The following is a 20347-nucleotide window of genomic DNA, read 5'->3' on the forward strand; positions in this document are numbered from 1 at the left end:
CAGAAATGAAATAGAGGTCGAGTAGATGACAGAAAAATTGACACCAGAACCCGAGGGCACCGGCAAGGTCGGCTTTATCAGCCTGGGGTGTCCTAAGGCTCTGGTGGATTCAGAACGCATACTGACACAGCTCAGACTGGATGGTTACGATGTCGTGCCCACCTACAACGATGCGGATATCGTGGTGGTGAACACCTGTGGCTTTATTGACGCGGCCAAACAGGAGTCTCTGGATGCCATCGGCGAGGCCATCAACGAAAACGGCAAGGTGATCGTGACGGGTTGCATGGGCGCCGAGGCAGACACCATTCGTCAGAGCCACCCCGGTGTTCTTGCGGTTTCCGGCCCTCAGGCGTACGAGGAAGTGGTGGGTGCTGTCCATCAGTTCGTTCCGCCGAAGCAAAACCACGACCCATTTGTCGATCTTGTCCCACCCCAGGGTATCAAACTGACGCCCCGTCACTATGCTTATCTGAAAATTTCTGAAGGCTGTAACCATCGCTGCACCTTTTGCATCATTCCCTCCATGCGGGGCGATCTGGTGAGTCGTCCGATTGGCGATGTGATGGATGAAGCCAAACGTCTGGCCGATGCGGGAGTCAAGGAGCTGCTGGTGATTTCCCAGGATACCTCGGCCTACGGCGTCGATACCAAGTACCGCACTGGCTTCTGGCAGGGGCGCCCTCTGAAAACCAAGATGCAGTCACTGTGCGAAGCGCTGGGTGAACTCGGCGTTTGGGTTCGGCTCCATTACGTTTACCCGTACCCTCATGTAGACGACATCATCCCGCTGATGGCGGAAGGCAAGATCCTTCCATATCTGGACATACCGTTTCAGCACGCCAGCCCGAAAGTCCTGAAAGCCATGAAACGTCCGGCCCACGACAGTAAGACGTTGGAGCGCATTAAAAAGTGGCGAGAGATCTGCCCGGAGCTAACGATCCGTTCTACGTTTATTGTCGGTTTCCCCGGCGAAACAGAAGAGGATTTCCAGTACCTGTTGGATTGGCTGGACGAGGCTCAGCTGGACCGGGTTGGTGCCTTTAAGTACAGCCCGGTGAAGGGCGCGAAGGCCAATGAGCTGGAAGGTGCTGTGCCGGAAGAGGTGAAGGAAGACCGCCTGGCTCGCTTCATGGAAAAGCAGGCAGAGATTTCGGCAGCACGTCTTCAGGCGAAAATTGGCACTACCATCGAGGTGCTGATTGATGAGGTCGACGAAGAAGGTGCGATCGGGCGTTCAAAAGCGGATGCGCCGGAGATCGACGGCATGGTCTACCTAAATGAAGAGACCGACCTGGTGCCTGGGGAGATTGTTCGGGCGGTGGTTGATCACGCGGATGAGCATGATCTGTGGGCTTCTTTGGTTTGACCTGTTTGGTTTTAACCTGGCCCTAGCCTGTTAGCTGCGGTGGCTGGGCGGGGGCAATACCCCTTCCCAAAAACCGCTACAAGCACGTCCGTGTGCGCTTGGCTCCGGCCATCCATGGCCTCCGACATTTTTGGGAAGGGGTATTGCCCCCGCCTGACAGGCGCTTGAGATAACGCGTCACGAGTTAAACCGTCGCGGCCAGTGTATTGATGTACGTTCCTGTAGCGATATCTGGGAGTTGGCAGGCCTTGGTGGGAGGCTTCTCCCAAAAATGTGCGGAGCCATGGATGGCGGAGCCCAAGCGCACATGGATGTGCTTGAAGCGTTTTTTGGGAGAAGCCTCCCATCAAGGCCTCCCCCAAATCAAACAGGCTAGGGTCGAAACCCACAGCCACGCCGCATGTCCGCTATTCAGCCCCCAAGCTTTTTAACCAGAATCTCATTAAAGAGCTTGGGGTTGCCCTGACCCTTCGAGGCCTTCATAAGAGGTCCCATAAAGCCGCCAAGCATCTTCTTGCGCTTCTTCGGGTCTTCCTCATTCTGGTATTGCGCCACCTGATCCGGCATGTCAGCCAGAACTTCGTCTACCATCGCTTCCAGAGCACCGGTATCAGAGACCTGCTTCAGGCCCTGAGAGTCGATGATGGCGTCGACGTTGTCGTTTTCGCCGGTCCAGAGGGCTTCAAAGACTTTCTTGGCGCCCGCAGACGAGATGGTGTTATCCGCAATGCGAACCACCAGGTCGCCAAGCTGTTCGCCAGAAATGGGCGACTCGGCGACAGATTTTTCCTCGGCGTTCAGTCGTGCGGAAAACTCACCCTGGACCCAGTTGGAGGCCAGTTTCGCGTCTTTGCCTCGCTCAGCTGCGGCTTCAAAGAAAGCGGCGAGCTTTGAATCGCTGGCCAGCAGGTTGGCGTCATAGTCATTCAGACCGTACTGCTCCATAAACCGCGCTTTCCGCGCATCCGGCAATTCAGGAAGACTGTTGCGGGCCTCGTCGATGAACGAGTCGTCGATCTCGACGGGCAACAGGTCCGGACAGGGGAAGTAGCGGTAGTCGTTCGCTTCTTCTTTGGTACGCATGGAGCGGGATTCGTCCCGGTCACCATTGTACAGGCGAGTTTCCTGAACGATCGAACCGCCGTCTTCAAGGATGTCCATCTGCCGCTCGACTTCGTGGGCGATGGCCTGCTCCATGAACCGAAAGGAGTTCAGGTTCTTGGTTTCGGTTCGAGTGCCCAGTTCGTCCTCGCCTTTTGGTTTCAACGAGATATTGACATCGAAACGCATAGAGCCCTGGGACATGTCGCCGTCGCAGATGCCCAGCGAAGTCACAATGCTGTGGAGCTTCTTGGCAAACGCCACCGCCTCGTCGGCGTTGGTCATGTCCGGTTCGGTGACCACTTCGATCAGCGGCGTACCGGCGCGGTTCAGGTCGACGCCGGTCATGCCGTGAAAGTCTTCATGCAGGGATTTGCCCGCGTCTTCTTCCAGGTGGGCGTGATGGATGCGCACTCGTTTCGACTCGCCGTTGGACAGATCAATGTCAACGTACCCGGGGCCGACAATCGGACGTTCCAGCTGCGTGGTTTGATAACCCTTGGGCAGATCCGGATAAAAATAGTTTTTACGCTCGAACACCGAGCGGCGCTCGATCTCGGCATTCACCGCCAGGCCAAACATGACCGCGTAGCGAAAGGCCTGTTCATTCGGAACGGGCAGGGTGCCGGGCATGGCCAGGTCAACGGCGTTGGCCTGGGTATTGGGCTCGGCGCCGTAAGCGGTGCTGGAGCCGGAAAAAATCTTGGTTTTGGTGGCGAGCTGAACATGAATTTCCAGCCCGATCACAATGTCCCACTGCATAGTCTTTCTCCTGTCCCGGGCTTATTGCGGTTCACGCTGGTGAAAGTCAGTCACCTGCTGGAATTGATGGGCCGCGTTCAGCAAGCGCGCCTCAGAGAAATAATCCCCGATGATCTGCAGGCCCACGGGCAAACCGTCTACAAATCCGGCTGGCACGGACATCGCCGGAATACCTGCCAGGTTGATGGCGATGGTGAATACGTCCTCCAGATACATGGTGACCGGGTCGCTGGTCTTCTCGCCTTGAATAAACGCCGGTGACGGCGTGGTTGGGCTCATCAGCACGTCCACGTCCTTGAAAGCATTGATGAAGTCCTGCTGGATCAGGCGGCGCACTTTCTGGGCCTTTAGATAGTAGGCATCGAAGTAGCCGGCAGAAAGCGCGTAAGTGCCGACCAGAATCCGACGCTTGACCTCATTGCCAAAGCCCTCGGCGCGGGAGCGGGTGTAAAGGTCCATCAGGTCTTTCGGGTCGTCGCAACGATAGCCGTAACGAACACCATCGAACCGCGACAGATTGGCGGAGGCTTCGGCAGGTGCAATCACGTAGTAAGCGGCGATCGCCAGCTTCGCGTTAGGTAGCGACACTTCTTTAACGGTGGCACCCAGCTTTTCGTATTCCTTCACCGCGTTGCGAACCTGTTCTTCCATGGCAGGGCTGAGCTGATCGCTGAAGTACTCTTTCGGCAGACCAATCTTCAGGCCTTTCAGAGGCTCGTTGAGAGTGGCGGTGTAATCCGGCACCTCGCGATCGATAGACGTGGAATCCTTTCTGTCATAGCCTGCCATTACATTGAGCATCAAGGCGTTATCCTCTGCCGTCCGGGCGATGGTACCGCCCTGATCCAGGCTGGAGGCGAATGCGATCATGCCGTAGCGAGAGACGCGGCCATAGGTTGGCTTGAGCCCGGTCACGCCGCACAACGCCGCCGGCTGACGAATCGAACCGCCGGTATCGGTTGCGGTTGCGGCCGGAACCAGGCGGCCCGCAACGGCTGCAGCCGAACCACCCGAAGAGCCGCCCGGCACGCGCTTGTTCCCCGAGGCCAGTCCCCATGGATTGGTGACCGCGCCAAAATAACTGTTTTCGTTGGACGACCCCATGGCAAATTCGTCCATGTTGGTCTTGCCCAAACACACTGCGCCGGCCTGGCAGAAGTTGGCTGTGACGGTGGCATCGTATGGCGGCACGAAATTCTCAAGCATCTTCGAACCACAGGTGGTACGCACGCCATCGGTACAGAAAATATCCTTGTGAGCGAATGGCACGCCCGTCCAGGGTGTGGCCTTGCCAGCGGCACGCTGTTCGTCTGCTGCTTTCGCGTCGGCCAATGCCTGCTCATCAGTGACCGTAATAAAGCTGTTGTACTTGCCGTCTTCCTGCTTGATGCGGTCGAGAAACGCCCGGGTCAGTTCCACGCTGGAGACTTGGCCGCTGTCCAGATCGCGCGCAAGTTCGGCTACGGATTTGTTATGCATGCTGGGTCCTTTCACTCAATCACTCGGGGCACAAGGTAAAGGCCGTTTTCGGTGGCCGGTGCAATCGCCTGGAAGCGTTCCCGTTCATTCGTTTCTGTCACCTCATCGGAGCGCAATTTTTGCACTGCGTTCAGTGGGTGGGCCATGGGCTCTACCGAATCGGTATCAGCGGCGCCCAGCTGGTCCACCAGATCCAGAATGTTGCCCAGATCCTTTTCCAGCGCCGAGACCTGCTCCTCGTCCACACGAATGCGGGCAAGCACGGCGACTTTTCCAATGTCCTCGCGGGAAATGCTCACGATTTGTCTCCCAAAGTATGAAAGTTCAGTAATTTACAGGTTTTTTGACTCGGAGATCCTGATGATGCCGGAGAGTCTGGGGGCCCTTGTAAGAGGCTCTTCCAACGCTGTGCGGAGCCAGGGAAGGCGGAGCCCAAGCGCCACATGGAGGTGCTTGAGCGTGTTTTGGAAGAGCCTATTACAAGTGCCCATGCACCCAAGTAAAAAATAAGGGAGGTATGGTAACAGATTCGAACAATCGCGGGAGAGGCCAAAACGCTGCAAAATGGCGGAAAACAAGCTTTCAGAGCAAGGATGGTGCCTTGCCTGAGGGGGTGCTCACTGCTAAAGTTGCGGCATCTTTTCCGCGACTGCAACTCTCAGGTTGAAACTACACGAATGTTGATTAAAAAACTCCGAGGCTTATTTTCAAGCGACCTGTCCATCGACCTGGGCACCGCCAACACTCTCATATACGTGCGAGAGCGCGGAATCGTCCTGAATGAGCCCTCCGTGGTGGCCATTCGCACCAACAACAACCAGAAAACCGTGGCGGCTGTCGGTGCCGAAGCCAAACGCATGCTCGGGCGCACGCCTGGAAATATTACGGCAATCCGGCCGATGAAAGATGGTGTGATTGCGGATTTTGTGGTCACTGAGAAAATGCTGCAGCATTTTATTCATAAGGTGCACGAAAACAGTTTCATTACGCCTAGTCCTCGTGTACTGGTCTGTGTTCCCAGTAAATCAACCCAGGTTGAGCGCAAGGCCATTCGCGAATCGGCACTTGGCGCGGGCGCCCGCGAAGTGTTTCTGATCGAAGAACCCATGGCCGCGGCCATTGGTGCCGGCCTTCCGGTTGAAGAAGCTAGCGGCTCAATGATTGTCGACATTGGCGGTGGCACCACAGAAATCGCCATCATTTCCCTGAACGGCATTGTTTATGCGGAATCGGTTCGTACCGGTGGTGACAAGTTCGACGAAGCCATTGTGACCTATGTTCGACGCAATTATGGCAGCCTGATCGGTGATTCCACGGCCGAGAGAATCAAGCATGAAATCGGCTGTGCCTATGAAGGGCTTGAAGTACGTGAAATTGATGTGCGCGGTCGCAACCTGGCAGAGGGTGTGCCCCGTGCGTTCACTTTGAACAGTGAGGAAATCCTGGACGCACTTCAGGAGTCTCTGGCGCAGATCGTTCAGACAGTTAAAAGCGCTTTGGAACAGTCACCGCCCGAGCTGGCGTCTGACATTGCCGAGCGCGGTATTGTTCTGACCGGCGGTGGTGCGCTGCTTCGCGGCCTGGACAAACTGATCAGTGAAGAAACGGGCCTGCCGGTTATCATCGCAGAAGATCCTCTGACCTGCGTGGCCCGCGGTGGCGGTAAAGCGCTGGAAGTTATTGACCGCAGCGGTATCGGAATGTTCTCCCAGGAGGGTTAAACCTGTGGGGAGCGCTCGCTATTAAGACCATCTTTGTACAGGGCCCCGTCCCTGGTTTACGTCTAGTGATTGTTTTCGTGCTGTCGGTGGCCTTGATTGTCGCCGACGCACGGTTCAATCAACTCACCTCTGTTCGAAGTGCCATCGGCACTGGACTCGCTCCGGTGCACTGGTTGGGTAATGCGCCAGAGCAGTTCAGCAACTGGGTATCCAGCCTTTTCACCACTCGCGATGACCTGCTGGAAGAAAATGAAGCGCTGCAGGCCCGCCTTTTGATTCTGGAACGTCGCGCGCTCAAGTACGCCGCGTTGGCTTCTGAAAACAACGAACTGCGCCAACTCATGAATTCCTCGGAAGTACTCGATGATCGCGTGATTGTGGGGGAGGTAGTGGCGGTTTCGCCCGATCCTTTTTCCCATGAGATTGTGATCAACAAGGGTAGCCGGGACGGCGTAAAGCCGGGCCAAGCCATACTGGATGCCAACGGACTGATGGGGCAGGTCCAGCAAACCAGCAGTTTTACCAGCCGAGTGCTTCTTGTGTCTGACAGCAGCCATGCTGTGCCGGTAGAGGTAGTTCGCAATGGACTGAGAGCGGTTCTGCTCGGCAATGGCGACGCGGACGCGTTGGAACTCGTCCATGTTCCCGACACTGCGGATATTCGCAAGGGAGACCTTCTGGTGAGCTCTGGACTCGGCGGCCGGTTTCCGAAAGGTTACCCCGTGGCTGAAGTGGCCAGTATCACCAAGGAACCGGGGGAGCCGTTCGTAGAAATCGAGGCGACCCCCAGGGCTGAATTGAATAAAAGCCGACTGGTGTTGGTCGTGTTTACGCCGGAATCGGCGACGGAACCCCAATCCGAAACCGGTCCTGATGAATCCTCTGAAACTCAGCAGGGAGGGGATGCCTGATGCTCTCGGTGATCAGTTACCCTGTCTTCCTGATCAGCGCTGTATTGGCGTTGGTGCTGAGTAGTTCTCTTTTCCCGGTTGGCTGGTTTGAATTCAGGCCTGAATGGCTTGGCCTGGTGGTTTTCTACTGGACATTCCGGGCACCCGCACAGTTCGGAATTTTGCTGGCCTGGTGCCTGGGTCTTTTGCTGGATGTACTGGAGGCAACGCCTCTTGGCGTGAACGCGTTGGCGATGGGTGTGATTGCTTTTCTCGTTCTCACGGTGCATCAGCGTTTACGAATGTATCCTCTTCCACAGCAATGCATGATGGTGTTTTTGCTGCTTGGTATTAACCAGATGCTGGTTCACTTTATCAAGCAGACGTTGGGCGCCGACGAATCAGGGTTCAGCTATTTGTGGCCGGCTCTGACCAGCGCCCTCGTGTGGCCAATTCTCTGTCCGCTGCTGGACAACCTGAACCGAAAATTGGGTTAAGTAACCGTGCGAGCGATTATCCTGGCCTCAGCATCCCCCCGCCGGGCTGAACTGCTCCGTCAGATGGGCGTGGCTTTTGAGGTCCGGCCCGCACACATTGACGAAACCCCATTGGCCGATGAATTACCGGAGGACTATGTGCTGCGGATGGCTCGGGAGAAGGCCTTGACCATCGGGCAGCGCGCGCCAGAAGCTATTGTCCTGGGCTCTGACACCTCGGTGGTCCTGGATGGCAATATTCTCGGTAAGCCGGAGGATTCGGACGACGCAGAGGAAACGCTGAAAAGCCTCTCTGGCAGCACTCACCGGGTTCTAACGGCTGTTGCAGCTGTTGTTGATGGCCATGCAGAAGAGCGTCTCGTGACTACAGAAGTCAGATTCCGTGCGCTTCGACCCGACGAGATTGCCGCTTACGTTCGATCTGGCGAGCCGATGGATAAAGCGGGCAGTTATGGTATTCAGGGCCTGGGTGGTATTTTTGTAGAGAGTTTGCACGGTAGCTACAGCGCAGTGGTGGGTTTGCCTCTTCGGGAAACCGCCGATCTACTGGCGCTGGCTGGCTATCCGGTCTGGACTACCTGGCCGCTTTGGCAGGATAAAGAGGCAGGAGGGCCCGAATGAGTGAAGAGATTCTGATCAATGTGACGCCGGTTGAAACCCGTGTGGCCTTGGTGGAAAACGGTATGCTTCAGGAAGCATACATCGAGCGCACCAGTCGTAAGGGAATCGTTGGCAACATATACAAAGGCAAGGTAGTGCGGGTGTTGCCTGGGATGGAGGCAGCCTTTGTGGATATTGGTCTGGAACGCGCTGCCTTTATTCATGCCTCAGATGTTGTTACCGGTCAGCAGACGGCGGACGAACCCGCCGATGGCCCCAAAACGGTTCCTGATATACGCACCTTGTTACGTGAGGGCCAGTCGCTGGTCGTACAGGTGACCAAGGACCCCATCGGCACCAAGGGGGCAAGACTGACCACGCAGTTGTCCATCCCGTCACGTTATCTGGTGTTTATGCCGGGTGTTTCGCACATTGGGATTTCCCAGCGTATTGAAGACGACGCCGAACGCGCTCGCCTGAAAGGATTGATTGAAGAAGGTGCCGCCAAGGATACCGAAGTTAATGGTGGTTACATCATCCGAACGGCTGCAGAGGCTGCGTCGGCGGAAGAACTGATTGGCGATATGGTTTACCTGCATCGCTTGAGTCAGGCCATTGAAGACCGGATTGGAAAAAGCCAGGCACCTGCCGTGGTCTACCAGGATTTGCCGCTGTTCATCCGCACCATTCGAGATTTGATTCGTCCCCAGACAGAAAAAGTCCGTATTGATAGCAAAGAAAGCCATCAGCGGGTGCTGGAATTCGTCGACGAGTTCGTGACCGAATTTTCAGACAAGGTAGAGTACTATCCGGGGGAGCGCCCACTGTTCGATCTTTACTCTGTTGAAGATGAGATTCAAAAGGCGCTAAGCCGAAAAGTACAACTTAAATCAGGTGGTTACGTCATCATTGACCAGACGGAAGCTATGACCACCATCGATATCAATACCGGTGCGTTCGTGGGCCACCGAAACCTTGAAGAAACGATTTTCAAGACCAACTTGGAAGCAGCACGCTCCATCAGTCGCCAGCTGCGCCTGCGCAACCTGGGTGGCATTATCATCATCGATTTTATCGACATGGAAGACCCAGAGCATCAACGCCAGGTACATCGTATGCTGGAAAAGATGCTGGAGCGCGACCACGCTAAAACCAAGATAACCGGTGTATCCGAACTTGGCCTTGTGGAGATGACTCGAAAGCGAACCACTGAGAGCCTTGGCCAGGTCCTGTGCGAGCCTTGCCCCATTTGTGATGGGCGTGGCTTTCTGAAAACCAGCGAAACGGTCTGCTATGAGGTGTTCCGCGAGATTCTGAGGGTAAACCGCGCCTACGATGCGGAAAGTTATCTTGTTATGGCTTCCCAGAGCGTGGTTGATCGCTTGCTTGATGAAGAATCCGACAATGTGGCCGACCTGGAAACCTTTATCAGTAAAACCATTCGCTTCCAGGTGGAGCCTTTCTACAGTCAGGAGCAATACGATGTGGTTCTGCTGTAATCAACGCCACTTGTATTAATTGCTGCGGCAGATCTGATGAGCGCGGCTGAGGCGGGAAAAAGATCCAGGGGGCTGCTGTTGCAGCTTCTTGCGCGGCTAGCCAACCTGATCTGGTGGCTGCTTCTGGGTACGCTTGTGCTGGCGGCCCTCTATGCCGGGCTGGGCCGACAGCTGACGCAAAATATTAATGACTATCGTCCGGAAATTGAGCAGCAACTGTCTGACAGACTGGGTCATCAAGTTCAGATTGGCTCTTTGTCTTCGCGCTGGCGTTGGCTAAACCCCACGATCATCGCTCGTGACCTGGCTTTAAAGCCAGGTGATGGCAGTGATGAGGTGATCGGCTCGCTACAGAGCCTGCGGGTTGGTCTGGACTTTCTTGCTTCGCTCTCTCGTTTTCGAATCGTATTCTCTGACTTCGATGCCAATGGCCTTGAGCTGGTGATCAACCAGACACCCCGTGGTGAGATTGGTGTCGAGGGAGCTGACTTGCCGGAGCCGGTAGCCAACGATCTGGAAAAGTGGATTGATCTTGCAGGCCAGTGGTTGTCGGATCCCTACGTTCAAATAACGCGAATCGATCTGGGACTCAGGGATAGCCTGGGGCAACTGCGACAAGTTGAGATTCCTCAGCTCGATCTGATCTACCGCAGAGGCCTTTTCCACGCCTCCGGCCGAGCTATGAGACCGGGAACCACCGAGCAGCTGGCAAGCTTCGAACTGGTTGGACAACACTTCTTCAGGGGTGATTTCACCGGGCAGTTTTACGGGGACATCAATTCAGGGCGACTGTTCGACGGGCTGATTCAGGAATACAGCTGGAAGGGTATGCGAGCGGAAGGCTTTGATATTGGCGGACAGATCTGGCTGACCTTTCGAAATGGTCTGATGGAGCAGGCTAGCGGCAATCTTCAGACACCCTATCTGCAGATTGGGGTTCATCAGGAGTCTCTCGCGCCCCTCGAAGATATTTCGGCGCGATTTGGCTGGCGCCGTTACCAGCCCGAAGATGCCTATGCGGCTGACATAGAAGCGGAAGATCAGGCGCCTTGGTACGCAACGGGCGAGTTTCACCTCAATGATCTGACCTGGAGCTGGAATGGCGAGGTCATGCCTGAATTTGATCTGCGTTTTCAGACCAGGAAAAATGATGACCTGCTGATTGCTGATGGCTTTCCTGTTGGCCCGGTCACGGGGCTTTTCAGTCGCTTGAGTATTTTGCCAACGGCCCTGACCAGCGCCCTGGAAAACTACCGTCCGTCAGGGACGCTAAATCGTCTGTTACTGGAGCTTCCCACAGAGGATCCTGGCCAGTTCCGGTTTACTGCCAATCTCGAAGACATCAACGTGAAGGCACACGGCGGCGCACCCGAAGTGGAGGGTCTTGATGGTTCCATCATCGTGACCAGCCAGGGTGGACTGGTGAAAGCCAATTCGAATGCGCTCACGTTTGGGTTTCCGTCCTTGTTCAAAGGCTTATGGGATGTCAGGCAATTCAATGCCAACGTCGCCTGGCAAATTGAGGAAGGTACAACACGTGTTTTTTCAGATGACATTGCCATGAGTTATGGAGACTCAACCGGATTAACCGGGGCGTTCGATCTGAAACTGGTACCTGGCGGCTCAGATGTGTTGAGCCTTCAGGTTGGGGTCAAGGACGGCAACGCCCCGATGCTCGCCGAATTTGTGCCCGTCCATCTGGTCGATTCCGCGCTGTATGACTGGCTGAACACAGCTATTACCAAAGCCGACATCACCCGTGGCACCTATTACGGGCATGGAACCATCAGTAGTGGTGCGCCTCCCGGATCCTTCGTTTCCTCGATGTTCTATGATTTCAGTAATACAACCATCAACTATGACGATCGATGGCCAGAGGTGAGCGGTGCGGCAGGCCGTGTGTTTATTCATCAAGGTCAGACGCGGGTTGATCTGGCGTCGGGCGAGACGGGCGGGATTGAATTGACGCCGGGGCAGGTGAGAGTAAAACCGACCAGTGAGCAGACCATGCTATACGTTGATGCGGGCGGCCCGATAAACGGGGATGCGCTTGCCTATTGGTTGTCCCAAAGCCCCCTCAGAGATCTTACAGACCTGACCCCGGATTCCCTGCTTTTGCAAGGCGAGTTGGGTCTTGATCTGGGACTTGGGTTTGCTCTGGGTTCTGATCAACCCCCGATGATTGACGCGACAGTGTCGGCAGATTCAGTGTCCTTGTTCTACCCGGCGGTAAATCTGAATTGGGAAAATGTGTCGGGGGTCCTGTCCTACAACACTCAGGCCGGTTTCTCTTCTGAACCGGTGACAGGACTTTTTCTGGGTAGCCCGGTCAAAACCTGGTTCCGCAGAGCCGAATCGGGAGACGGATTGGTGATTCGGCAGGCGGGCGACGTCGCCGTGGAAGATGTGCGGCGCAAGCTTGGTATGAGCGACCAGCTGGCTCTTGGAATAGAGGGGAAGTTGGGCTACGAGGCCGCGCTGAGTCTGCTGCCGGACCAACCGGCTCGGGTTCGTTTGACCTCAGACCTGACGGGCGTTTCGATCGGCTGGCCGGAACCGCTTGGCAAGGTGTCTGACGCCGCTGCGCCGGTTGACGTTTCGGTGGTACCTGATCCGGATAACGGATTCGAACTGTCGATCGATTGGCAGGATCGGATGAATGCTGATGTAGATTGGCAAACCGGGCGGGTAAACATTGCCTTGAATAATCTAACGCTGGGCAACCGGTCTTTTGACAAGCTGGGAATAGAAGCGGTCGAAGGCATGGATAACTGGCTTGTCGACCTCGAAGGGGGCTGGGTAAAAGGCCTGGTAACCTGGCCTGTCGGTGACGGCTCAATTCAGGTAGACCTCGAAGCGCTGGCATTGGAGCAGGACAAAGACCCGGGCGGGGAAGGCAAGGAACTCGATGACAGGATGTCAGTCCAAGACTTCAGAGACCTTGAGTCGGGACGTTGGCCCGACGTTGACGTAAGAATTGCCGATTTAAAACTCAATGATGAAGACGCCGGTATCTGGTCGTTTGGCCTTCGGCCTGAAGCGGAGCGCTTTCGCGTCGCCAATATCAAGGGGCAGTTGAAGTCGTTGGTCCTGCAGGGCGACCTGGATTGGGGAATTCGAGGCGACGAGGTCAGAACGGGGTTTGCCGGAACCTTGAACGGGAAGTCACTGGCGGACGCCAGTGCGCTTTTTGCGGCAGAGGTGCCATTCAGGAATGAGAAGACAGCAATCGAGTTGGATCTGGATTGGCCAGGGCGCCCGGATCAGTTTGAAACCGCGGCCCTGAGCGGCACTGCCAGCATGCGTTTCGATCAGGGTGTCATTCTTGAAGGGAATAACACCGCGCAGCTTTTCCGAATATTCAACCTGTTGAATTCAGACACCTTGTGGCGACGCCTGAAGCTGGACTTCTCGGATCTTTATGAAGCGGGTGTGGCGTTTGACGCCATTTCTGGCAAGGCTCGTCTGGAGGATGGGGTGCTCACCCTGGATCCGGAATTACAGATTGTCGGACCCTCCGGGGCATTCAAGTTTAGCGGAGCCACGGATTTGGCAGAGGAAACTCTGGATATGAACATGGTTGTGGTATTGCCTCTAACTCAGAATCTTCCGCTGGCGGCCCTTTTGATGGGCGCAGGAGCCCCAATTGGCGGTGCGCTTTTCGTTTTGGACAAAGTGCTGGGTGACCCGTTGAGTAAACTGACCAGTGCCACTTATAGTGTTAAGGGTACATGGGCTAACCCTGACGTCGATCTAAAACGCGTTTTCGACAGTGGCAGCTGATACATTGATCATTACAGAAGGGGGCCGGTGATGTCGGCAGTAACAGACTCCAGCAATTCAGAAAATAGGCGCCGGGTTGCGGCCATTCAGATGGTCAGCGGGCATGATATCGCCAAGAATCTGGACGACGCCGAGCGCCTGTTAGCAGAGGCCGCAAAGCAGGGCGCCAAGGTTGCGGTGCTTCCGGAAAATTTTGCCGTATTGTCTACCCGACAGATGCTGGAACACGGGCAGCATGAGAATGCTCCGGATGCCCCCATCCAGACTTTTCTCAAGGAACAGGCCAAAAAACTGGGCTTGTGGATCGTTGGGGGATCGTTGCCCATTGCCTCTCGCCCGGATGGCACCAGAATCTCGGACCGGGTACGTGCTTCCTGTGTTGTTTATGATGATCAGGGGCAGCAGGTAGCTCGCTATGACAAGATCCACCTGTTTGACGCCATGGTCGAAGACGCCCACGGGCAGTATCGGGAATCTGACACCTTTGAACCCGGTGAAGAATTAGTGGTCATTGATACGCCTGCAGGTCGACTGGGTCTGGCGATCTGTTATGACCTGCGGTTTCCAGAAATCTTCCGGGCTCTGCGGGAAAGGGGTGCCGAATGGATCACTTTGCCCAGCGCCTTTACCTGGAATACCGGTGATGCCCACTGGCACGCCTTGATTCGGGCTCGCGCCATAGAAAACCAGTTATGGATGGTAGCGCCGGGTCAGGGCGGGCAGAACAGTGAGCGCCGGAGGACCTTTGGCCACAGTCTGATCTGCGATCCCTGGGGCAAAATCGTTTCAGAACTGGAAGAAGGGATGGGCGTGGTTTCCGCAGAACTGGATCTCGACCAGGTGAAAACGATCAGAACGCAAATGCCGGTGTGGGAGCATCGCAGGCTCTAGAGCTAAGCTGACTCCGCGTCATCGATGCACTCCCTCAGGTAGCGGAAAAGCTTCCGAGGCTGGCCCGTTGGCTTTTCTTTCTGAACATCCCGGCGGGCGTTCCGGGCAAGATTTCGCAGATGCTGGACGTCAGCCGAGCTGCAGTATTCCAGAAACTCACCGACCGCCGAATCGCCTTCCGCAATCATGCGGTCACGCCAGCGCTCTGCCAGGTGGTGGCGTCGTGTGTGCTCCTCGCTGCCGGCATCGAACGCATCAATCTGCCGCGCCAATTCCTCCGGATCGTCTTCCTGACGGATCACTTTGCCAATGTACTGCAGGTGACGCCGTTTCGCTTCATTCTGACGGATGCGGCGGGATTCCTCGATGGCAGACTTGAGAGTTTCACTGATCGGCAGTGTGGCAAGCTGATCGTTGCTCAGATCCAGCATGCGTTTGCCGAGATCCTGCAGCGCTTGCATCTCCCTTTTAACCTGGGATTTGCTCTTGCCGTACTCCTCTTCCTGCTCGTGATCGTCGTAGTGGTTCATAGAATGTTTTTCTTTCCGGTATCAGCCGTAAATGAGGGTCGCAAGGCCAAGAAATGACATAAAGCCCACCACATCGGTCACGGTGGTGAGAATCACGCTGCCAGCTAGAGCGGGATCAATATTACGTGATTTAAGGAACAGGGGAAGAACTGTCCCCACAAGCGCGGCGGCAATCAGGTTGATGATCAGTGCGGCCGCAATCACAGCGCCAATCATGATGTCCTTGAACCACAATGAGGCCGCTGTGGCCACCACCGTTGCCCAGAGCAAACCATTGAGTGCCCCCGCCACAAATTCCCGGTTGAGAAGCCAGCCTACGTTGGCGCCGCTGATCTGGCCAACAGCCATGCCCCGAATAACCAGGGTCAGTGTCTGGCTGCCTGCGATGCCGCCCATACTGGCGACAATCGGCATCAGAACCGCCAGTGCGACAACTTTCTCAATGGTTGCCTCAAACAGCCCGATGACAGCGGAGGCCGTGAATGCCGTCAACAGGTTAATGCCCAACCAGATGGCCCGCCGGCGTGTGGTTTTGAGAATGGGTGCGAAGGTATCTTCATCTTCGTCCAGGCCGGCCATGCTCATCAGCGAGTGGTCAGATTCTTCTCGAATGACGTCGACCACGTCATCGATGGTAATCCGGCCAAGCAGCCGGCCTTCTTCGCTGACCACCGGTGCAGAGATCAGGTCATAGCGTTCGAACAGGGTGGCTACCTTATTATCTGACAAGGTCACCGGAATGGGTTCGATATCGGTGTCCATGACCTCGCGCACCGTCGACGCAGGATTTGAAACCAGCATTTTGGTGATGGGAAGCATGCCGATGAACTCGTCCCGCCGGCTGACCACAATCAGGCTGTCTGTCATTGGCGGAAGATTCCTATGCCTGCGCAGATAACGCAGAACAACGTCGATGCTGATGTCTGGCCGCACCGTTATGGTGTCGGTGTTCATCAGACCGCCGGCCGTATCCTCCGGATACGATAAAACCTCTTCTACCCGCTGCCTGTCCTGTTCGTCCATGGTGTCCAGGACTTCCTGGATCACGGTGTCCGGCAACTGCTGCAGAAGGTCAGCAAGGTCATCCGACTCGAAATCTTCGATGATATCTGCCAGTTCCTGAGCGTTAAGCTGGCTCAGGAAGTAACTTCGGATGTCATCGTTCAGGTACTGGAGGACCTCACCTTCCAGCTGTTTGTCGACCAGGTTCCAGAGCAGGGCACGCTGGCGAGGGGGTGACGACTCCAGTAAGTGGGCAATATCGCTAGGGCTCAGGCCACCGTTCAGGATTCGGGCTACCTGTTTCAGGGCGCCACTGTCCAGCGCTTCGCTCAGTGAGCGAAGACGTTGGCGAGCCTGGCTTTTTTCAAGGATATCGGACATAGAGCACCCGCAGTCGGAAAACTCCCGCATTATAGCGGAGTTACGCTGCCTTGGTGAGAGAGTGTTGTAGGTGAATGCCCTACGGACCTCGCCGAATTGTCAGGCCGGTCTATTCACCTTCGCCGAAATAGTCTTCAATCAACGCCACGATTGCTTCCATGGCTTCCGCTTCGTCATCACCATCGACGATTAGTTCCACTTCAACACCCTGGCTGGCGGCCAGCATCATGACTGGCATGATGCTCTTGGCACTGACTTCTCTACCATCGCGTGCGATTGTTACCACACTGTCGAACTTGGAGGCTGTGGCAACCAACTTTGCCGCAGCCCTGGCATGGAGGCCGAGCTTGTTGATGATCGTGGTGGTGCGTCGGATCATGGAATCAGGATTCCCGGTTCTGCAGGTGAGGCAGTTCGGTGTGGCGAACCTGGACATTGCTGTACTTGCCGTGGAAATACCGGCCCAATTGCTCGCAGATGTAGACCGAACGATGCTGGCCGCCGGTGCAGCCGATGGAAATGGTCATGTAGCTACGGTTGCTGTCAGCAAATGCGGGCAACCAGCTGTCCAGATGGTTAATGAGGTCGTCTACCATTCTGCGCGTTAACGGATCCTTTTCCAGAAAATCGATGACCGGCTGATCGGTACCCACGAAGCGGCGAAGTGACGTATCCCAGTAGGGATTGGGCAGACAGCGCACATCAAAGACAAAGTCGGAATCGAGAGGAACGCCATGCTTGAATCCGAACGACTGAAACAGCAGAGCCAGTTCCTGCTCACGACGCCCGGCAACCCGTTGCTTAACCATGTCCCGCAGCTCGTACATGGACATGCCGGTGGTCTCGATGTACAGATCGGCGAGTTTTGAGAGTGGCTCCAGAAGCAGCTTTTCATTGCCAATGGCTTCCCTCAACGAGGTTTTGTCATCGCTTAGAGGGTGCTTGCGCCGGGTGGCGTGGAAGCGTTGCAGGAGCGACTGTTCATCAGCATCCAGATAGATGATTTCGACCGTCACGCCGGTTTGTTGAAGGCTGCGGTACAGGCTTTCGAAGTTGCTCAGCTCGCTCGACAGGTTTCTGGCGTCGATACTGACGGCCATTTTTCCGAGTCGGCCCGGTGAGGATTGGCTGGTTGCTTCCCGGGTTAATGGAACAAGTAACCCGATAGGGAGGTTGTCTATGCAGTAGTAGCCCAGGTCTTCAAGAACATGAAGAACGGTACTCTTGCCTGATCCTGAGCGGCCACTGACGATAATCAGTTTCATGCCGGGTCACCTCGAAAGCGAAAGGGGTTCAGTGGCTCTCTGTCAGCATTTGCCGATAGAGAGTCTCGCCGTCGGTACACTGGCGCAGATGGTCGCAGAATGAACTGTTATTGAATTTCTCGGCGATCTGGCTAAGCAGCTCCAGGTGCTCGCTGGTGGCCTCTTTGGGCACGACCAACGCGAAAACCAGGTCAACGGGCTGATTATCGATGGCGTCGAATCCAACGCCTTCCTCCAGGGTCATCAGCACGCCAACCACATGGTCGAGGCCGTCCAGTCGGCAGTGGGGAATGGCAATGCCCTGGCCGATGCCGGTGCTGCCAAGTCGCTCTCTGGACACCAGATTGTTAAAAATCTGGGATTCGCTGAGGGTTTCGTCCTGGTGCTGGATGTGTTCCGCAATGGTTTCCATTACGCGCTTCTTGCTCGACGCTGGTACCCGACAAAGGGTGAGTTCCGGAGCAAGAATGTTGTCTATAGTCAGGGTTGTGTCGGTCATGAATCGACGTAAATCCCGTAAAAAAAGGCTGCGGCGCTATCCAGTGTGTCTGTCAGCGCCGCAGCTCGATTGGTTGTCATGCCGGAGAAGGTGTTCGCTTAGCGAGCGCCGTTGCCGTGCATACGATCTACATTCTTTTCTTTGTGCTTGAGAACCTGCCTGTCCAGTTTATCAACCAGAGCATCAATCGCCGCGTACATGTCCTCACTTTCTGCCTTTGCGTGGATCTCACCACCGATCACGTGCATGGTCGCTTCCGCCAACTGGCGCACTTTTTCAACTTCCAGGGTTACCTGGCAGTTACTGATATGGTCAAAGTGCCGCTCGAGCTTTTCAAATTTACCGGATACGTAATCTTTCAGTGCGGGAGTCAGTTCTACGTGATGGCCTGAAATATTGAGTTGCATAGGCGTCTCCTGTTTTGATGATCGGCCGGTAACACTTCTATACCAGCCTCTTACGCTCGTTGGACGGTGGTATATGCATCGCTTCGCGATATTTGGCCACGGTCCGGCGGGCCACTTTGATACCCTGTTCTCCTAGCATGGCTGCAATTTTGCTATCGCTCAACGGCTTTTTCGGAGTTTCGGTCGAAATCAGTTTCTTGATCATCGCCCGAATAGCCGTTGAGGAGCATTCACCGCCTTCATCCGTGCTGACATGGCTTGAGAAGAAGTATTTCAGCTCAAATATGCCACGCGGCGTATGCATGTATTTCTGCGTGGTGACCCTGGATATGGTCGACTCGTGCATTTCTACAGCCTGTGCAATATCCGACAGAATCAGGGGTTTCATGGCTTCCTCGCCATGATCCAGAAATCCCTGCTGGTGCTCAACAATGCGCGTTGCCACCTTGAGCAGGGTTTCATTTCGGCTCTGCAGGCTCTTGATAAACCATTTGGCCTCCTGCAGTTGATCCCGCAAATAGGTATTGTCTGCGCTGCTGTCTGCACGCTTTATAAGTGAAGCATAGCTGGCATTCACGCGAATGCGCGGCGCAATTTCAGGGTTCAGTTCTACGCGCCAGCGTTCTTGGTGCTTTCGCACAATGACATCAGGAATGACGTAATCGGGCTCAGCCTGGTCAATGGAATCGCCGGGCCGGGGATTCAGCGCAGTGATCAGCGCAAGCACTTCCCTTAACTGGTCTTCCTTGAGTCGGCTGCGACGCAGGAGTTGGGCGTAGTCACGGTTACCCAGCAAATTGATGTAGTGGGTAATGACCAGTCTTGCCTGGGCCAGCCAGGGAGTTTCTGGCGGCAACTGGTTCAACTGGATCAGCAGGCATTCCTGTAGGTCCCGGGCGAATACGCCGGGCGGATCGAAATGTTGCAGCCGGTGGAGTACGGCCTCAACTTCATCCAGTTCCAGCGGATCCTCGTCGGCGTCATCCAGCATGCCGGAGTGAATTTCCTCGAGCGGCGACGTCAGATACCCGCTATTGTCCACCGCATCCAGCAGGGAATGGGCGATGGCCTGATCGCGTTCACTCAGCGGTGTCAGATTCAACTGCCATTCCAGATGGTCGTGCAGGGTTTCGGTCGGGGAGTTACGGGTTTCGAAATCGTGGTCGCTTTCGTCGTCGTTGCGTGGGCTCGAGCTAGGTGCAGACTGATAGATGTCATCCCAGGCTGTGTCGACGGGCAGATCGTCCGGGATGCTGTCAGAGGACGTTTCTGTTTCAGTCGACCAGTCCGGGCCGTTTTCGGACTCATCCCAGTCGGGCGTTGATTCTGCCTCCGCCGCGTTGGCGGCTTCGTCGTCGCTGCCTGTTGAATCGTCAACGGGATCCTTGATGTCTTCGCTTTCCGCGTTGGTTTCCTCGTCTTCCGAGGTTTCCAGCATGGGGTTGGATTCCAGCGCCTGCTGGATTTCCTGCTGAAGGTCAAGCGTCGAGAGCTGCAGGAGCCTGATAGCCTGTTGCAGCTGGGGGGTCATGGTCAGGCTTTGACCCAGCTTTAACTGTAATGAGGCTTTCATAACCATGATTCAGGATCCGTCACTGAGTCTCTCGTGTACAAATCGTTGACAAAAAATCTATGTATGCTAGCAACTTGCCTCACCAAGCAAGTTCTTTG

The 20347-nt window shown here is 55.5% G+C and carries 18 protein-coding genes; 8 read left to right on the top strand and 10 right to left on the bottom strand.

Annotated elements, in window-relative coordinates; translation table 11 throughout:
• Positions 1–25 precede the first annotated feature (25 nt).
• The gene (rimO, locus tag QLQ17_RS06625) at positions 26–1369 is read left to right on the top strand and encodes a 30S ribosomal protein S12 methylthiotransferase RimO (RefSeq protein ID WP_283208756.1); all 1344 of its coding nucleotides are present in this window, start codon (positions 26–28) and stop codon (positions 1367–1369) included.
• Between the two features lie 411 nt (positions 1370–1780).
• On the opposite strand, the gene gatB is transcribed toward rimO, so the two are convergent.
• From gatB to gatC, 3 genes are read right to left on the bottom strand one after another with little or no spacing between them, the layout of a single operon-like run.
• A complete protein-coding gene (gene gatB / locus QLQ17_RS06630) occupies positions 1781–3232 on the bottom strand; it encodes an Asp-tRNA(Asn)/Glu-tRNA(Gln) amidotransferase subunit GatB (RefSeq protein ID WP_283208757.1) in 1452 nt (483 codons plus the stop codon).
• A gap of 21 nt (positions 3233–3253) precedes the next feature.
• Positions 3254–4711, bottom strand: coding sequence for an Asp-tRNA(Asn)/Glu-tRNA(Gln) amidotransferase subunit GatA (gene gatA, locus QLQ17_RS06635; RefSeq protein ID WP_283208758.1), 1458 nt, complete (start codon positions 4709–4711; stop codon positions 3254–3256).
• Between the two features lie 11 nt (positions 4712–4722).
• A complete protein-coding gene (gene gatC, locus QLQ17_RS06640) occupies positions 4723–5010 on the bottom strand; it encodes an Asp-tRNA(Asn)/Glu-tRNA(Gln) amidotransferase subunit GatC (RefSeq protein ID WP_283208759.1) in 288 nt (95 codons plus the stop codon).
• A gap of 381 nt (positions 5011–5391) precedes the next feature.
• Between gatC and QLQ17_RS06645 the strand changes: the two genes are divergently transcribed.
• The 7 genes from QLQ17_RS06645 to QLQ17_RS06675 all read left to right on the top strand — a co-directional run bounded on the left by QLQ17_RS06645 (position 5392) and on the right by QLQ17_RS06675 (position 14592).
• The gene (locus QLQ17_RS06645) at positions 5392–6432 is read left to right on the top strand and encodes a rod shape-determining protein (RefSeq protein ID WP_283209055.1); all 1041 of its coding nucleotides are present in this window, start codon (positions 5392–5394) and stop codon (positions 6430–6432) included.
• A gap of 65 nt (positions 6433–6497) precedes the next feature.
• Positions 6498–7343 (top strand): rod shape-determining protein MreC, encoded by an 846-nt coding sequence (gene mreC, locus QLQ17_RS06650; RefSeq protein WP_502867355.1) that lies wholly within the window; start codon positions 6498–6500, stop codon positions 7341–7343.
• Complete coding sequence (gene mreD, locus QLQ17_RS06655) at positions 7343–7819, top strand: rod shape-determining protein MreD (RefSeq protein ID WP_283208760.1); 477 nt, start codon at positions 7343–7345, stop codon at positions 7817–7819. The genes mreC and mreD overlap by 1 nt, the downstream gene beginning before the upstream one ends.
• 6 nt (positions 7820–7825) lie before the next feature.
• Positions 7826–8440 carry a Maf family protein gene (locus QLQ17_RS06660; RefSeq protein WP_283208761.1) on the top strand — a complete coding sequence of 205 codons (615 nt, stop codon included), beginning with the start codon at positions 7826–7828 and terminating at the stop codon, positions 8438–8440.
• Positions 8437–9918, top strand: coding sequence for a ribonuclease G (gene rng, locus QLQ17_RS06665; RefSeq protein ID WP_283208762.1), 1482 nt, complete (start codon positions 8437–8439; stop codon positions 9916–9918). The genes QLQ17_RS06660 and rng overlap by 4 nt, the downstream gene beginning before the upstream one ends.
• Before the next feature lie 36 nt (positions 9919–9954).
• Positions 9955–13701, top strand: coding sequence for a YhdP family phospholipid transporter (locus QLQ17_RS06670; protein ID WP_283208763.1), 3747 nt, complete (start codon positions 9955–9957; stop codon positions 13699–13701).
• A 30-nt stretch (positions 13702–13731) separates the two neighbouring features.
• Positions 13732–14592 carry a carbon-nitrogen hydrolase family protein gene (locus QLQ17_RS06675; protein ID WP_283208764.1) on the top strand — a complete coding sequence of 287 codons (861 nt, stop codon included), beginning with the start codon at positions 13732–13734 and terminating at the stop codon, positions 14590–14592.
• A gap of 2 nt (positions 14593–14594) precedes the next feature.
• Here the strand turns inward: QLQ17_RS06675 and yjgA are convergent, their stop codons facing one another.
• The 7 genes from yjgA to QLQ17_RS06710 all read right to left on the bottom strand — a co-directional run bounded on the left by yjgA (position 14595) and on the right by QLQ17_RS06710 (position 20249).
• Positions 14595–15122: a ribosome biogenesis factor YjgA gene (gene yjgA / locus QLQ17_RS06680; protein ID WP_283208765.1), complete on the bottom strand. Its 528-nt coding sequence runs from the start codon at positions 15120–15122 to the stop codon at positions 14595–14597.
• A 21-nt stretch (positions 15123–15143) separates the two neighbouring features.
• Positions 15144–16505 carry a magnesium transporter gene (gene mgtE / locus QLQ17_RS06685; RefSeq protein WP_283208766.1) on the bottom strand — a complete coding sequence of 454 codons (1362 nt, stop codon included), beginning with the start codon at positions 16503–16505 and terminating at the stop codon, positions 15144–15146.
• A gap of 109 nt (positions 16506–16614) precedes the next feature.
• Positions 16615–16884 carry an HPr family phosphocarrier protein gene (locus QLQ17_RS06690; RefSeq protein WP_283208767.1) on the bottom strand — a complete coding sequence of 90 codons (270 nt, stop codon included), beginning with the start codon at positions 16882–16884 and terminating at the stop codon, positions 16615–16617.
• Between the two features lie 4 nt (positions 16885–16888).
• Positions 16889–17770: an RNase adapter RapZ gene (rapZ, locus tag QLQ17_RS06695; protein WP_283208768.1), complete on the bottom strand. Its 882-nt coding sequence runs from the start codon at positions 17768–17770 to the stop codon at positions 16889–16891.
• Between the two features lie 28 nt (positions 17771–17798).
• Positions 17799–18269: a PTS IIA-like nitrogen regulatory protein PtsN gene (gene ptsN, locus QLQ17_RS06700; protein WP_283208769.1), complete on the bottom strand. Its 471-nt coding sequence runs from the start codon at positions 18267–18269 to the stop codon at positions 17799–17801.
• Between the two features lie 98 nt (positions 18270–18367).
• Positions 18368–18676, bottom strand: coding sequence for a ribosome hibernation promoting factor (gene hpf, locus QLQ17_RS06705; RefSeq protein WP_283208770.1), 309 nt, complete (start codon positions 18674–18676; stop codon positions 18368–18370).
• Positions 18677–18713: 37 nt separating this feature from the next.
• The gene (locus tag QLQ17_RS06710; protein ID WP_283208771.1) at positions 18714–20249 is read right to left on the bottom strand and encodes an RNA polymerase factor sigma-54; all 1536 of its coding nucleotides are present in this window, start codon (positions 20247–20249) and stop codon (positions 18714–18716) included.
• Positions 20250–20347 lie beyond the last annotated feature (98 nt).

This window comes from Marinobacter sp. CHS3-4, from assembly GCF_030053415.1.
In the GTDB taxonomy this organism is placed as follows: Bacteria; Pseudomonadota; Gammaproteobacteria; order Pseudomonadales; family Oleiphilaceae; genus Marinobacter.